Annotated in this window: 14 protein-coding genes; 11 read left to right on the forward strand and 3 right to left on the reverse strand. The window is 40.1% G+C overall.

Going from position 1 to position 15,376, the window contains the following annotated elements:
• The first annotated feature begins 27 nt into the window (after positions 1–27).
• The 3 genes from ACFFHF_RS18045 (at position 28) to ACFFHF_RS18055 (ending at position 2,087) form a co-directional block, all read left to right on the forward strand.
• The gene (locus tag ACFFHF_RS18045; RefSeq protein WP_377058752.1) at positions 28–1,383 is read left to right on the forward strand and encodes a transposase; all 1,356 of its coding nucleotides are present in this window, start codon (positions 28–30) and stop codon (positions 1,381–1,383) included.
• A 256-nt stretch (positions 1,384–1,639) separates the two neighbouring features.
• Positions 1,640–1,888 (forward strand): PRD domain-containing protein, encoded by a 249-nt coding sequence (locus ACFFHF_RS18050; RefSeq protein ID WP_377058753.1) that lies wholly within the window; start codon positions 1,640–1,642, stop codon positions 1,886–1,888.
• Between the two features lie 61 nt (positions 1,889–1,949).
• Positions 1,950–2,087 (forward strand): hypothetical protein, encoded by a 138-nt coding sequence (locus ACFFHF_RS18055; protein WP_377058754.1) that lies wholly within the window; start codon positions 1,950–1,952, stop codon positions 2,085–2,087.
• Positions 2,088–2,336: 249 nt separating this feature from the next.
• Here ACFFHF_RS18055 and ACFFHF_RS18060 read toward each other — a convergent pair whose 3' ends face one another.
• A complete protein-coding gene (locus ACFFHF_RS18060) occupies positions 2,337–3,248 on the reverse strand; it encodes a TIGR03943 family putative permease subunit (protein ID WP_377058755.1) in 912 nt (303 codons plus the stop codon).
• 12 nt (positions 3,249–3,260) lie between these two features.
• A complete protein-coding gene (locus ACFFHF_RS18065) occupies positions 3,261–4,256 on the reverse strand; it encodes a permease (RefSeq protein WP_377058756.1) in 996 nt (331 codons plus the stop codon).
• A 215-nt stretch (positions 4,257–4,471) separates the two neighbouring features.
• Here ACFFHF_RS18065 and ACFFHF_RS18070 point away from each other — a divergent pair, with 215 nt between their 5' ends.
• From ACFFHF_RS18070 to ACFFHF_RS18085, 4 genes are all read left to right on the forward strand, one after another.
• Positions 4,472–4,891: a universal stress protein gene (locus ACFFHF_RS18070; RefSeq protein WP_160549627.1), complete on the forward strand. Its 420-nt coding sequence runs from the start codon at positions 4,472–4,474 to the stop codon at positions 4,889–4,891.
• A gap of 593 nt (positions 4,892–5,484) precedes the next feature.
• Positions 5,485–5,925, forward strand: coding sequence for a MarR family winged helix-turn-helix transcriptional regulator (locus ACFFHF_RS18075; RefSeq protein WP_377058757.1), 441 nt, complete (start codon positions 5,485–5,487; stop codon positions 5,923–5,925).
• Between the two features lie 218 nt (positions 5,926–6,143).
• Positions 6,144–6,542 carry a DoxX family protein gene (locus ACFFHF_RS18080; RefSeq protein ID WP_160549629.1) on the forward strand — a complete coding sequence of 133 codons (399 nt, stop codon included), beginning with the start codon at positions 6,144–6,146 and terminating at the stop codon, positions 6,540–6,542.
• Between the two features lie 201 nt (positions 6,543–6,743).
• Positions 6,744–9,107 (forward strand): putative bifunctional diguanylate cyclase/phosphodiesterase, encoded by a 2,364-nt coding sequence (locus ACFFHF_RS18085; protein WP_377058758.1) that lies wholly within the window; start codon positions 6,744–6,746, stop codon positions 9,105–9,107.
• Between the two features lie 27 nt (positions 9,108–9,134).
• Here ACFFHF_RS18085 and ACFFHF_RS18090 read toward each other — a convergent pair whose 3' ends face one another.
• Positions 9,135–9,416, reverse strand: coding sequence for an alpha/beta-type small acid-soluble spore protein (locus tag ACFFHF_RS18090; protein WP_160548657.1), 282 nt, complete (start codon positions 9,414–9,416; stop codon positions 9,135–9,137).
• A gap of 114 nt (positions 9,417–9,530) precedes the next feature.
• On the opposite strand from ACFFHF_RS18090, the gene ACFFHF_RS18095 reads away from it, so the two are divergent.
• From ACFFHF_RS18095 to ACFFHF_RS18110, 4 genes are all read left to right on the forward strand, one after another.
• Complete coding sequence (locus ACFFHF_RS18095) at positions 9,531–9,758, forward strand: CsbA family protein (RefSeq protein WP_160548658.1); 228 nt, start codon at positions 9,531–9,533, stop codon at positions 9,756–9,758.
• Between the two features lie 296 nt (positions 9,759–10,054).
• On the forward strand, positions 10,055–12,034 hold the full coding sequence (uvrB, locus tag ACFFHF_RS18100; protein WP_377058759.1) for an excinuclease ABC subunit UvrB: 1,980 nt from the start codon (positions 10,055–10,057) through the stop codon (positions 12,032–12,034).
• A gap of 7 nt (positions 12,035–12,041) precedes the next feature.
• Entirely contained in the window at positions 12,042–14,921 is a 2,880-nt protein-coding gene (uvrA, locus tag ACFFHF_RS18105; RefSeq protein WP_377058760.1) for an excinuclease ABC subunit UvrA, read from the forward strand.
• Positions 14,922–15,033: 112 nt separating this feature from the next.
• On the forward strand, positions 15,034–15,360 hold the full coding sequence (locus ACFFHF_RS18110; protein WP_340905485.1) for a magnetosome magnetite crystal formation protein family: 327 nt from the start codon (positions 15,034–15,036) through the stop codon (positions 15,358–15,360).
• Positions 15,361–15,376 lie beyond the last annotated feature (16 nt).

Consider the following 15,376-nt stretch of genomic DNA (forward strand, 5'->3'; position numbering starts at 1 on the left):
AACTTATAGACTGGAGGAAGACTCCCTGTGACTATTATACGACAAGGAAGCCTATTTGACATACAAGAATTATATAATTTAGAACCTACCCACCGATTCGAAGCTATATTTTCAGCTATCGACATCGAGCCTATCTTCGCTGTGGTAACGAAGAAATCTCGTTTTGGTAGACCTGTCGAACTGAATTACGCGGCAATGATATACTCTCTTGTTGCTCGATTAACAGAAAGAATTACATTTATTAAAGACTTGGTTAAGCGATTAAAAAACGATATGATTTTCCGTCTAGACTGTGGATTCTTGGTATCTGATTCGGTCCCATCAGAAGCAGCCTATTCAAGAATGGTGACCATCATTAGTGAATCAAGTATTCTTGAAGAGGTAAACAACGCGCTCCTCCAAACAGCGATCTCAGAAGGCTTTATCAATGATGATACTGTTGCCATTGATGCGACACACTTTGAAGCTAAGGACCAAGCTCCTCCAAAAGAGGAAAAACCAAAAACAGAGCCTATGAAACGTGGTCGTAAATCAAAAGAAGAAAGAGAACAATGGTTGATTGAACAAGCTGAACGTGAAGCTAATCTTCCTCTTTTTGAAAAGAAAATTGAAGAGCAGTTGGACGTTCCTTTAGAACAACTTCGTACTGAAGTTCCTCAAAATCCTGAGTGGGGTGTGAAGAAAAACAGCGAAGGAAAGAATGTTTTTTGGTATGGCTATAAGGCACATCTAGCAGTTGGAACCAAAAGTCAATATATTCTTCAATCTCTTTTTTCATCAGGTAATTTGAATGACGGAAAGGCCGCGATCCCTTTACTAAAGGGCATTCATGAGCGAGTTCAACTAGAAAATTTACGATATCAAACGATGGATGCAGGTTATGATTTTGAACCAATATATGAGCAGATTCACCGAATGGGCCAACAGTCAGTCATTGCCTACAACAAGCGTAATGAGCCTGAGCCCGAAGGGGTTGATAAACATTTTGCGCCCACTTGTTTTAGAGAGCATTCCTATCGGTATGATAGTTTCGATCCAAAATACGAAACACTCAAATTCACAAGACCAAAGGAATGTAAAGAGTGTCCATTGGCTAATGAAGGGCTATGCCAAAAGATTTATAAAGTAAAGATTACGACAGATCTTAGGAGATACACGGCACCAGCCAGAGGTTCGAAGACTTGGAAAACTATCTTTAAAACCCGCACCGCTGTAGAACGTGTGAATGCATACCTCAAGTTGTATTTTCAACTAAATAATGTTCGTTATCGTACAGGAAAACGAGCTAAAGTTCATTTTGATTTAGTGACCTTGGTTTATAATGCATCAAAGTTAGCTGCTGATCGAATCAATGCATTGTTTAGTCTACAAGTAGCTGCTTAGAAAATAAACCATATTAGTGCTCAGGCTTAATTTCCAAACCAGTTGATTGGAGTGGAAGGCGGCGACTCCTGCGGGAAAAGCGTGGCCAGGTGAGACTCCGTAAGAGCAAAGCGACTAGGAGGCTCACGGACCGCCCGCGGAAAGCGTCCGCCTGTAACAGAAATCAACTACAAAGTTCAAATAGATTAAACCGAAAAAATTTCAAGTAAAAGGTATTCTGTTGATCTGTGTTTCTTTAAAATAAGGAATTATGAAATTGATTCAATCATTAAATTATTTTCGCTTTATTACACATTTAAAGTTTTTTGCTCAGCGGTTATATAGTAAGACGTATATTGAAGATGACGACCCGTTCTTATTTGAAACGGTGCGTGAAAAGCATAAAGCAGCTTTTGAATGTACGGAGAAAATTAATGAATATATCGAAAATCAATTTGACTACAGCTTGACGAATAACGAAAAATTATACTTGATTATTCATATACAACGAGTTGTGAACCGCTAATTGCATAATTGAGATCTTACATGGAAAAAATCTAATTATCACCTTAGAAAGGGGTATTTAGATGAGTGCGTATGAAAATTTCCCTGTAGCCAATCTGGAGAAAAACCAACTAGACAAAATTACCTCACTTGAGCAGGAATTGCGGAAGGAAACAAACGAAAATATCGTGCTAATCGCCTATGATGAAAAAGATGAATAACATAAAAGGAGGGGAGAATGACTAATCAATGCCATTCTCCCCTCTATTTATTAGGCTCTTTTCTAAAACATTGTTGCTATATACACACTTTTTAGGAAATTAACTATATGTTTCAACAGCCAATCAGAATATTTTCATCCTTAGAAAAGAGCTACTCTCCAAATAGACCAATAAACCAGCGTTATTCGGGGAAAAATCCGGCTTTTGGGATTTTTCCAAAACAACAAACTTTACGAAAACAGCCATTTATTATAAGATTTTTACGTTTAAAGGAAATAGGTACGGTTCAGATGGTTGTTCGATCGTTTTCCAGTCAGTAATTTTGATAAAAGGCATCTCCGTTCCGTTATAGGTTGTTACATCTAGTACACCAGTGGCTTCTACCCATGTATCTTTATCCAGTGTAGCTGCTTCATCAAATTGTGTTAAAAAACCGATAATGCTTGCATCTGCCACACAGTGAGTAATCAAGAAACGGGAGATGACAAGCTGATCTGATTGAAAGCCTTCCTCTTTATAAACGAAGCCTCTTAACGTGATTTCTCTTCCTTTATAAGAGGCTACGTCCTTACTAATTTCTTCATAGTTTAAATAATACACATAATCATCCATGTCAATGGGATCACTTTGCTTTAATTTTTGAACAAGAGAATTCATCTCTTCTTGAGTGATTTCCCCATATGGATTAGGAAGTATCTCCGTGTCGGAGGGTTGAGCCGCTTCTTCTTGTGCTGATTCATCAGGTGAAGATGCTTCACTTTTTCCGGTAATCACCGCCATTCCGCCTTTTTTCTCTGCGATAGAAGAATCGAGTACTTTAGCTGGTATGGTAAAACCAGTTACGAGAGGAAAGGCAATGATCACGTAAGAGACGACTTTTTTTAGTGTCATCGGAGTATTTCCATGGTCATGGTTATGATCACAGTCATGATTATGGCTACACTCATGGTCATGATGATGGTGATGAGTCTTTTTCTCCCAAATACGTGTAATTTGGATGAAGAACAAGATTAGGAACAGAACAGATGCGATCTGACTGAGTCCTATGTATTTCGGATTAATAAACATGGTAATCTCACCTGTATAGTGAAATTTGAAAATTAACACCGTGAATAGAAGCAAAATCGCTGCACGTACGGCTTGTTGGGTTTGGAAGACCACCTAAATCCCTCCTTATAAAAAGCTCTGCACGAGCACAATGGATAGAAATACAGTTGTTGCAACAAAGAACAATACACTAAATACAAATTTTGCACGGAAAACACTTAACATCATAAGCGTGTTTTTTAAATCAATCATCGGTCCGAAAATAAGAAACGCTAGGACAGATGGTGTAGGAAAAATACTATTAAAGGATGAGCCGATAAAAGCATCTGCTTCCGAACAAAGAGATAATACATAGGCAAGACCCATCATGACAGCGATGGAGGAAAAAGGTCCATCTCCTGCTTCTAATAAGGATTTTGCTGGCATATACGTTTGTACAGCTGCAGCAAGAAATGCTCCAAAAATTAAAAACTTCGCCATATCGAAAAATTCATCGATGGAGTGGGTAAGCATCGAGAAGAAACGCTGGGTCAAAGGTTCTTTTTTTCTACTTGCAGAGATGGTTTGTGTACTCGCAAGTGCCTGCTTAAATTGATGTCCTCGGAAGAAAAAGCTCACTAAAAACGCAACAATAAGAGCAACGGCAAATCCAAGTCCCATTCTCCAACCAGCTATGGACGCGTTATTTCCAAACGCCATATACGTGGAGGCAATTACGATCGGGTTAATAAGCGGTCCCGTTAGCATGAAACCAATGGCTGCATATAGAGGAACCCCTTTTGCAACCAGTCGTCTAACAATCGGTACAATTCCACATTCGCAGGCAGGAAACAAGGCACCGACCACACAACTCATGATAATCGCCTTCGTCCTGCTTTGAGGAATCCACCGCTCTATATGTTCTTCGGTAACAAAGATTTGAATCACACCAGCAATCAAAACACCGATAAGCACAAAAGGAAATGCTTCAATTAATATACTTATAAAAATAGTATTAAGATTTAAAAATGAGGAGGGAAGAACGTCCCCAACGTCTAATTTTAATGTTAGTAAAAGAAAAGCGGCTGCTAATAAAATCAATCCGGTAATATCAAACAAGTTCGTTCGAACAATTCGATTCATATGTCCCTCCAATGTATTGGTTAAACCGTAACAATTACGTTTTATATTCTACCTTAAACTATATGGGCTTGTACATGGGAATATGTCTCTCTTTTTCAGGAAGACTCAAATGTGAATGAATGAGAGGGTGCGGTGAGGAACATCACTGCGAAAATGAGGCAGTTCACGCATAATTAACATATTAGACTATTTTTTCAAAAGTAGGAGGTCATCGATTGTATAAAAATATCATCCTAGCCACCGACGGATCGGATCATGCGAAAAGAGCAGCTGAAAACGCGATGCATATTGCTAGTTGCAGTCCAGGGTCTTTAGTAGAGATTGTATTTGTCGTTGATGCGGATAAAGTGAAATCTGACGTGCTGAGCCACTGGAACTCAGCTGATTTAGATGGGAAACGTAAGGAACGAATAAGAGAAGTCGAGAAAATGGCCAGAACCTATGAGGTATCCTACAAGGTCACGATTCTCCAAGGTGATCCAGGCCCAGCGATTGTTGAATATGCAAACAGTCACCATGCGGATATTATCGTAATAGGTAGCAGAGGGTTAAGTGGATTGCAGGAATTTGTACTAGGAAGTGTGAGTCATAAAGTTGCCAAACGAGCAAACTGTCCGGTGTTAATCGTGAAATGAACATCAAGCATTCCGTATGCTGCCTTCGAAAAATTATTAGACAGTAATCAAACAGGTACTTAGGTGCCCGCGGGCCCTAGAAAAAGCAAGGGAACGGTAATCAAACAGGTACTTAGGTGCCCGTGGGCCCTAGAAAAAGCAAGGGAACGGTAACCAAACAGGTACTTAGGTGCCCGTGAGCCCTAGAAAAAGCAAGGGAACGGTAATCAAACAGGTACTTAGGTGCCCGTGAGCCCTAGAAAAACAAGGGAACGGTAACCAAACAAGTACTTAGGTGCCCGTGAGCCCTAGAAAAGCAAGGGAATGGTAACCAAACAGGTACTTAGGTGCCCGTGAGCCCTAGAAAAGCAAGGGAATGGTAACCAAACAGATACATAGGTGCCCGTGAGCACTCTGTAAACCTTGAGCGGGTATACAAATGCTAAGATGCTTTAGTCTCATATTTAACAAAACCCATTCATCAACATTTCATCAAGGTAAATTACCACTACATAAAAACTGATACTTAACAGTTGACAATATCTCGAATTCATAATATTATTATCTCATATTCAAGATATTTGAATCAGAGATAAAAACAAGGAGGTGATCATATGGATAAGATTTGTTCTAACGAACCGTATCTGCTACTCATGCAAACTACAAAGGCGATTCAAGAATGTATAAAGGCAAATGTGACAAAGCATGATCTCAGTGTGACCGAGTTTTCCGTTCTTGAAGTTTTATACCATCAGGGGACTCAGACGATTCATCAAGTGGGGAGCAGCATTCTTGTGGCTAGCGGGTCGATGACGTATGTAGTTGATAAGCTAGTACAAAAAGGTTTTTTAGAGCGAAATATTTGTCCAGGAGATCGACGAGCTATTCATATTTCTTTATCGGATAATGGGAGAAAATTAATGGATGTCCTTATTCCGGAGCATCAAGTACTGATTGATTCCATGTTTGCTTCATTAAATCGTCATGAAGTAAACAGTTTAATAGATGTACTTAGAAAGACGAAGTTGAAAGTAGAAGAACATAAATTAACATAGGCTGTTTCGTAAAGATTGTTGTTTTTGGAAAAATCCCAAATGCCGGATTTTTCCCCGGTAACGCTGTGTTTATTGGTCTATTTAGAGAGTAGCTCTTTTCTAAGGATGAAAAAATTCTGATTGGCTGTTGAAACATATAGTTAATTTCCTAAAAAGTGTGTTTATAGCAACAATGTTTTAGAAAAGAGCCTTAACAAACAACTAGGAGGAAATACAACATGTTAGATTTAGGATTATTATTGATTCGTGTCGTTATCGGTTTATTATTCATTGGTCATGGTGCACAAAAATTATTTGGTTGGTTCGGTGGTTACGGACTGAAAGGGACAGGAGGCTGGATGGAGTCACTTGGATTAAAGCCAGGTGTAACAATGGCTCTTCTTGCTGGGTTAGCTGAGTTGGTAGGAGGATTATTCTTTGCTGCTGGATTCTTAACTCCACTTGCAGGCCTACTTATTGCTGCAACTATGGTCATGGCGATTGTAAAAGTTCATGCTGCTAATGGATTATGGTCAACAGCAAACGGATATGAATACAACCTAACATTATTAGTGGTAGCCATTGGTGTTGCATTAACAGGTCCAGGAGCATATGCAATCGACGCATTTATTTTCTAAATTATCTCGATTTTGAGAATCATAAATACAAGATAAAGACCCTCCTCGCAACAGGTGGGTCTTTTATTCATTGACCGGATAAATAATCCTTTTAACCTGCGAAAATAGTAGGATATTAGTGTCGAATCGTGGTAAAATGGAGTCCACAGTAGGAGGGAATTGGGCAGTCTACTGAATTTTGCTCTGGGATGAGGGGTTACTTTGCTTGGGTCTGCCACATTTTATGTGTTCAATTTAAGCGATGTGTTGATTGCTATCTTCATTTCGATAATATGCTGTACATTAGGGGCAGAATTTTGTCGACGGTTGAAGCTAGAAAATTATACGTTTACAAGAAGATTATTATACGCCTTAATGTTAGGGTTTACTTTATGGTTAGCGTTATTATTGGTTTGTTTCTCAATAGATTTACCCTACTCTACAGGGAATATCAATCTATACTTTCAATTAAGTTTTTACTTTTGCTTCATCGGATCTATAATCGCTCTAGGGGTAACAAGACAGCGATTAAATAGCTCGATTCAATACCTATTTGCAGGAATATTTACGACGCTTTGTATATTAAGTACACTGAGCCTTGGTTTTTATCTTCTATACTCGGACCATCTTGATATAAAGCCAGTTCTTGCGACTATGACTGTATCTCTAACATTAGCAACAATGTTTTCCTTGCTTCGCTTCCTGATTCAAATAACGAATTCAGATATTTATCAATTTCTGTCTCGATGGAAGCTTGTTGGTAGTATTCTTGGTGGAGCTGCTTTTGCAGGAATTCCTTTTATGGTTGTTGTATCCATGCTGAATCTTGAAGAAATTAGTGTGGGTAATACAAATCCATTGATCATGCTATTACCTTTTACATATAGTGTCATTACAAATCTCGCCTTAATGCTTGTACCTGACTTGTTTGGTGAACGATTATTAATGCGAAACATTCAGTCGTATTTATCGCTATTTAATCATAATCCTGATGCTGTATTTGCCGTGAACTTGTCAGGGAACATCTTGCATGCGAATAAGGAGGCCTTTGAGCTAACAGGGTATGATCAAAAAGTCATTAAGGGGTTGCATTTTAAAGAGCTTTTAATTTATGACGAAGAGGAAATTAATGGTTATATACAAAGCTTTCGACAAGGAGACATTCAATCGGTTGAAGTAAAACTTCGACATCGAGATGGCTTTTTTATTGATGTAAGAATTACGCCTGTTCGAATCATCGTGAAAGATGAACTGATTGGGGTATACGGAGTTGTTCGAGATATCACGGAAAAAACGCAGGCGGAGGAAACGATTCGCTACCTGGCCTATCACGATGATTTAACTAGTTTACCGAATAAACGGAAGCTAGAAAAAGTGGCAGCAGAGGCGATTGGGGAAAATAAACCTTTTTATCTTTTTTATATTGATTTTGATCGATTTAAACGCATTAATGATACGTTTGGTCATTTTTTCGGTGATAAAATTCTTCAAGAAACGGGGAAAAAGCTTGAGGAGCTCATGCCTAAAAATTGTACGATTGCAAGGCTAGGAGGAGACGAGTTTGCCGCACTTCTTCCATATCCAGCAGGCTATGATGAGATTGCACAAAAAATAATTGAAGGCTTTCGTACCCCGATTGTCCTTGATGGCTTTGATTTCCTACTTACAGCGAGCATTGGTGTAGCTCATTTTCCAAAAGATGGAGAGTCGATTCTGGATTTATTAAAGGCAGCCGACCTAGCGATGTATCGAGCAAAAAATCAAGGCTCTAATCGATATGTTGTGTATGAGGCGACGATGAAGGAGCAATCACTTAATAAAATCAAGATAGAAAGTGAACTTCGCAGAGATATAGCTAATCGCAAGCTAACGGTGTATTATCAACCGAAATTTGATACCGGTTCAAACCAATTGGTTGGGTCAGAAGCACTCATTCGTTGGGAACATGAAGAGAGCGGATTTATTCCACCAAGTAAGTTTATTCCTATCGCTGAAGAAAGCAATTTAATCATTGATCTTGAGAGATTTGTGATTACGGAAGTATTTGATACGATTGGTGAATGGAAGAGGAAAGGGATGCCGGTTCCAAGAACTTCTATTAATATATCCGTTATTCATTTTTACCAAGAAGACTTTGTTGATTTTATCATTAAAAATTTAGCCACTTATGAGATCGATGGCAGTGATATCGAGATTGAAATTACCGAAAGTGTTATTATGCGCGGAGAGGAACGAGTTAATCGAAACCTGCTTGCGCTAAGAGAAGTCGGGGTTGAGATCAGTGTGGATGATTTTGGAACAGGGTATAGCTCCTTAAGTTATTTACAAAAGCTATCTGTTGATCGTTTGAAAATTGATCAATCCTTCATCGCTGATTATGAAAGCAATAAAGAAATCATTTCTGCTATTATTTCTATGTCACACAACCTAAATTTAAAGGTGATTGCGGAAGGTGTGGAAACGTCGAATCAAATCGGTTTTCTACAGAACATGAATTGCTTCGAGGTGCAAGGTTATTTCTACTCCCCTCCAGTCGAGCGTTCAAATTATGAAGATATTTTAACGAAATACGGTGTCGCTAGCTAAAAATGCCTCATTTAGAGGCATTTTTTATTAGTCAGCCGATTGATTTCTCATTCTTTCTTGTGCAAGTCGGACCATTTCTTTGACCATATTTCCACCGATTTGACCACCGATCTTGCCTGCTTGATGGGAGGTTAAATTTCCGTTATTACCTCTACTTAGAGGAATCTGCATATCCGCTGCCACTTCGTATTTGACCTGGTCCGGGTTATTCTTAGACACTTCGTATCCCTTTTGTTTCATGACATCTGCTTTTAAAGAATCTAATGCCTCTCTAGCCTCTGGAATTAATGGACGTCTTTTTCTAGCCATATTCGTCATACCCCTTTTATTTTTTTCTTAGTATGCACTTTCCTTAAGTGAAATACTTGTGCAACCGGAGTTGACCATATATTCTAGAAATATAACAAAGAGGGGTTGAACGAGATGAAGTATGTATTGGGTCTTTTTATCCCTGGTGCTCTCGTTATTTTTTTCACAAGAGTTACATACAGCCATGTGATTGGTTTATTGCTTACAGTTGCACTAATAGCTGCATCGGTTTATAAGGGTTATACCGATTCCTTATCGCTCATTATTGTAGATGCCTTATCATTAACGGTTGGGTTTGCGTACTCGAAAATGGTTCAAGAGAGGGCAAAAAAACGATCGTAGGTAGAAGCTTGTCGATGAAATTTTCGACAAGTTTTTTTATGCCTTTTTTACTTATGGAGGGTGTTCAGGACAATTCAATCAAACGTTTGATTGACCTTATTTCGACCTTCACTGACAGGCTTCGTGGTTCAATAGAAAAAAACATCGAATATTTGTTCGTATATCATTGGTTTGTTTTCCCTGATTTGTGGTAGAATGATTAATATGAAAATAAAGGATATTTGATCAGCTAGGTCCATATTTGCTAGTTACTATAGATGAAATTCTAATGGATGCTTTTAATAGGAGGAGTACTTGTGAAGGACCAATTTAAATTAGTCTCAAAATACTCACCACAAGGAGATCAGCCTGCAGCAATTCAAAGGATTGTTGATGGAATACATAACGGTGAAAAACGTCAAACCTTGCTCGGAGCAACGGGAACTGGAAAAACATTCACGATCTCCAATGTGATTAAAGAAGTGAATAAGCCGACACTGGTGATCGCTCATAATAAAACGCTTGCTGGCCAACTCTATAGTGAGTTTAAGGAGTTTTTTCCGGATAATGCCGTCGAGTATTTTGTTAGCTATTACGATTATTATCAGCCAGAAGCATATGTTCCTTCAACGGATACGTTTATCGAAAAAGATGCTAGCATCAATGACGAAATTGATAAACTTCGTCACTCCGCTACATCCTCTTTGTTTGAGAGAACAGATGTCATTATCATTGCGAGTGTTTCTTGCATTTACGGTCTCGGTTCTCCTGAGGAATATCGAGATCTAGTGTTGTCACTAAGAACCGGGATGGAAATTGAGCGAAATCAACTCTTACATCGTTTAGTAGATATTCAATATGAAAGAAATGATATTAACTTTCAGCGCGGAACATTCCGTGTTCGTGGCGATGTGGTCGAGATTTTCCCGGCTTCACGTGATGAGCATTGCTTGCGTGTAGAGCTATTTGGTGATGAAATTGATCGCATTCGAGAGGTCGATGCATTAACAGGGGAGATTCTTGGAGAAAGAGAACATGTGGCTATTTTCCCAGCATCCCACTTCGTTACGCGTGAAGAAAAGCTCCTTGTTGCTATTGAAAATATCGAAAAGGAGCTCGAAGAACGTCTAGCGGATATGCGTGAAAACGGAAAGCTTCTTGAGGCACAGCGATTAGAGCAACGAACACGTTACGATTTAGAAATGATGAGGGAGATGGGTTTCTGTTCGGGGATTGAGAACTACTCCCGACATCTAACGCTAAGACCACCTGGGTCAACACCGTATACATTGATCGATTATTTTCCAGAAGACTTCTTGATTGTCGTCGATGAGTCGCATGTAACGTTGCCTCAAATACGTGGTATGTTCAATGGGGACCAAGCACGTAAGCAGGTTCTCGTGGATCATGGGTTCCGTTTGCCTTCAGCGATGGATAACCGACCGTTAACGTTTACAGAATTTGAGGAGAAGATCAATCAAATTGTGTTTGTATCCGCAACACCGGGACCATATGAGCTTGAGCATACGCCAGAAATGGTTCAACAAATCATTCGTCCCACAGGATTGCTGGATCCAACGATCGATGTTCGTCCGATTGAAGGACAAATTGATGACCTCATCGGCGAAATTCATGATCGGATTAAGAGGAATGAACGTGTTCTTGTCACAACGTTAACAAAAAAGATGTCCGAGGATTTAACAGATTACTTGAAAGAAATCGGTATCAAGGTACAATATCTACACTCTGAGGTAAAAACACTTGAAAGAATAGAGATCATTCGTGAGCTTCGACTAGGGAAATATGATGTTCTCATAGGGATTAACTTGTTAAGAGAAGGACTGGATATCCCAGAGGTTTCGTTAGTAGCTATTTTGGATGCGGACAAGGAAGGCTTCCTACGTTCAGAACGTTCGTTGATCCAAACCATTGGTCGCGCAGCGCGTAATTCCCGCGGTCATGTCGTTATGTATGCAGATCGAATGACAAACTCGATGGAACTTGCAATTTCAGAAACGAAACGTCGTCGCGCTATCCAAGAAGAGTACAATGAAAAGCATGGAATCACACCGATGACGATCCAAAAAGATATAAGAGATGCGATTCGTGCCACACATGCGGCTGAGGACGAAGCAGAGTATAAGACAACAGAAAAGCTTACAAAGCTTACGAAAAAAGAGCGTGATAAGCTGATTGAGAATATGGAGAAGGAAATGAAAGAAGCTGCTAAGGCGCTAAACTTCGAGAGAGCGGCAGAGCTTCGCGATTTAATATTAGAGTTGAAAGCGGAAGGATGACGAACCAATGGCAATGGAAAAGCTCATAGTTAAAGGGGCTAGAGCTCATAATTTAAAAAATATCGACGTGACCATTCCGCGAGATAAGCTCGTCGTACTGACAGGACTTTCAGGGTCGGGGAAATCCTCTCTAGCATTCGATACGATTTATGCTGAGGGGCAAAGGCGCTATGTAGAATCATTATCTGCGTACGCAAGACAGTTTTTAGGACAGATGGATAAGCCGGATGTGGATACCATTGAAGGACTTTCCCCTGCTATTTCAATTGATCAGAAGACAACGAGTCGTAATCCTCGTTCGACGGTAGGAACGGTCACGGAGATTTATGATTATTTACGATTATTATATGCGAGAGTGGGCCGACCGACCTGTCCGAATCACGGGATTGAAATTAGCTCACAAACGATCGAGCAAATGGTCGACCGAATTATGGAATATCCTGAACGAACAAAGCTCCAAGTACTGGCCCCGATTGTTGCAGGTCGCAAAGGGACGCATGTAAAGGTTTTTGAAGATATTAAAAAGCAAGGCTTTGTTCGCGTTCGTGTGGATGGAGAAATGCTTGATCTTTCAGACGAAATTGAGCTGGAGAAAAACAAGAAGCATACGATAGAAGTGGTAGTTGACCGAATCGTCGTCAAGGAGGGAGTCACTGCCCGTCTCGCTGATTCGCTTGAAACCGCTCTTGGTCTTGGGGAAGGAAAAGTAATTATTGATGTGATCGGCGAAGAGGAGCTGCTATTTAGCGAACATCATGCTTGTCCATTATGTGGCTTCTCCATCACGGAGCTTGAACCTCGGATGTTTTCGTTTAACAGTCCGTTCGGAGCCTGTCCTGACTGTGATGGATTAGGATCAAAGCTTGAAGTGGATGTGGACCTTGTTGTTCCGAATAAAGAGTTATCTTTAAAACAGCATGCCATCGCACCATGGGAGCCGACAAGCTCTCAGTACTACCCGCAGCTTTTAGAAGCCGTGTGTAACCACTTTGGAATTGATATGTCTATTCCTGTGAAGGATATTCCCAAGCATTTATTTGAAAATGTACTATTTGGATCAAAAGAAGATGATATATACTTCCGTTACGAAAATGACTTTGGTCAAATCCGTGAAGGCTATATCCAATTCGAAGGTGTCATTCGAAATGTGGAGCGTCGTTACAAGGAGACAAGTTCTGATTTTATTCGTGAGCAAATGGAAAAGTACATGGCTCAACATCACTGTCCTACTTGTAAAGGTGACCGCTTAAAGAAGGAAACATTAGCGGTGTTAATCAACAACCATCATATCGGTAAAGTGACGTCCTTCTCGATTCAAGAAGCTCATCATTTCTTTGACCATCTCGACTTAACGGAAAAAGAAACAAAAATAGCTAACCTAATTCTGCGTGAAATCAAAGAACGTCTTGGTTTCTTAATCAATGTGGGCCTCGATTATTTAACATTGAACCGTGCGGCAGGAACTTTATCCGGTGGAGAAGCACAACGGATTCGTTTAGCCACACAAATTGGATCGAGATTAACCGGTGTGCTTTACATCCTCGATGAGCCATCAATTGGCCTTCACCAGCGAGACAATGATCGTTTAATTGATACGTTGAAAAATATGCGTGATATTGGGAACACACTGATCGTTGTTGAGCATGATGAAGATACGATGCTTGCTGCGGACTACTTAATTGATGTTGGCCCAGGGGCAGGAGTTCACGGAGGACAAATTGTTTCTGCTGGGACACCTCAGGAGGTTATGGACGATCCAAACTCTCTTACCGGTCAGTATTTATCTGGTAAGAAATTTATTCCATTACCAATTGAGCGAAGAAAAAGTGATGGTCGCTACGTAGAGATTAAGGGCGCAAAGGAAAACAATTTGAACAATGTGAACGTCAAGTTTCCGCTTGGCATGTTCGTCGCGGTAACCGGTGTTTCTGGTTCAGGAAAAAGTACATTGATCAATGAAATTCTTCATAAATCATTAGCTCAAAGGTTAAACCGTGCAAAAACCAAGCCTGGTCAGCATAAAGAAATCAAAGGAATTGAGCATCTGGATAAGGTCATTGATATCGATCAATCACCAATCGGCCGAACTCCAAGATCGAACCCAGCGACTTATACTGGGGTGTTTGACGATGTTCGTGATGTGTTTGCAGCGACTAATGAGGCAAAAGTTCGAGGTTACAAAAAAGGTCGCTTTAGCTTTAACGTCAAAGGTGGCCGATGTGAGGCATGCCGTGGAGATGGAATTATCAAAATTGAAATGCACTTTTTGCCAGATGTATACGTCCCTTGTGAAGTATGTCACGGCAAACGCTACAACCGTGAAACGCTAGAAGTAAAATATAAAGGCAAGAATATTTCCGATGTGCTAGATATGACGGTAGAAGATGCACTCGTTTATTTCGAGAATATCCCGAAAATAAAAAGAAAGCTTCAGACCATCCACGATGTGGGTCTTGGTTATGTTACGCTTGGTCAACCTGCGACCACTTTATCTGGTGGAGAAGCCCAAAGGGTAAAACTGGCGTCTGAGCTTCATCGCCGTTCCACTGGTCGATCGTTCTATATTCTCGATGAGCCGACCACAGGGTTACATGTAGATGATATTTCACGATTGCTTGTCGTACTTCAGCGCCTCGTGGAAAACGGAGATACCGTGTTAGTCATTGAACACAATCTCGATGTCATTAAAGCAGCCGACTATATTATTGACCTCGGGCCGGAGGGTGGCGATAAGGGTGGTACCATTATTGCGATGGGAACCCCGGAACAGGTATCAGAAGTGCCCATATCGTATACAGGGAAATACTTAAAGCCGATTCTCGACCGTGACCGTGAGCGAATGAAGAAGCAAATTCAGCAAAAAGAAGAACAAGTCACTAATGCGTAAAGAGGGGAGCAGTTCCGTATAAGGAATTGCTCCTATTTGTATCACTCTCCTCAAAATTCATGAAACTTTTATTTATTAAGAACGTACATATGAGCAGAGGAGATGAAGGAAAATGAATACAGAGAAAGTGTTGGCTGGACTGAGTGACTTGAGTATCTTTTTTGCTGGTTTTATTTTTCCATTGGTTGTATTTTTAGTTTCTTCTAGTTCTTATGTTAAGCAGCATGCGAAGAAAGCCTTTTTGTCGCATTTGATTCCAATAGTTCCCGTTCCGTTTTTAGTCGGTTCAGCGGTATATCTAGATATGACCAACCAGATAACAGACACAGCACCGATTGCTATCATGATAGGTGCGCTTTTAACAGGATTAATCGCTATCATCGTTACGATTTGGAATCTGGTCAAAGCCATAAAAGTCTTTGCGATTGAAGATTATTGAGCATTGGGGAGGGTAT

This window comes from Robertmurraya beringensis (assembly GCF_042433785.1).
Lineage (GTDB): Bacteria > Bacillota > Bacilli > Bacillales > Cytobacillaceae > Robertmurraya_A > Robertmurraya_A beringensis.

What these genes read in the sequence shown, in the direction of transcription:
- ACFFHF_RS18075 (WP_377058757.1), top strand. Translation starts at nt 5,485, where the DNA reads ATGGATAAGATTTGTTCTAACGAACCGTATCTGCTACTCATGCAAACT.
- ACFFHF_RS18080 (WP_160549629.1), top strand. Translation starts at nt 6,144, where the DNA reads ATGTTAGATTTAGGATTATTATTGATTCGTGTCGTTATCGGTTTATTA.
- uvrA (WP_377058760.1), top strand. Translation starts at nt 12,042, where the DNA reads ATGGCAATGGAAAAGCTCATAGTTAAAGGGGCTAGAGCTCATAATTTA.
- ACFFHF_RS18065 (WP_377058756.1), bottom strand. Translation starts at nt 4,256, where the DNA reads ATGAATCGAATTGTTCGAACGAACTTGTTTGATATTACCGGATTGATT.
- ACFFHF_RS18055 (WP_377058754.1), top strand. Translation starts at nt 1,950, where the DNA reads ATGAGTGCGTATGAAAATTTCCCTGTAGCCAATCTGGAGAAAAACCAA.
- ACFFHF_RS18090 (WP_160548657.1), bottom strand. Translation starts at nt 9,416, where the DNA reads ATGGCTAGAAAAAGACGTCCATTAATTCCAGAGGCTAGAGAGGCATTA.
- ACFFHF_RS18095 (WP_160548658.1), top strand. Translation starts at nt 9,531, where the DNA reads ATGAAGTATGTATTGGGTCTTTTTATCCCTGGTGCTCTCGTTATTTTT.
- ACFFHF_RS18110 (WP_340905485.1), top strand. Translation starts at nt 15,034, where the DNA reads ATGAATACAGAGAAAGTGTTGGCTGGACTGAGTGACTTGAGTATCTTT.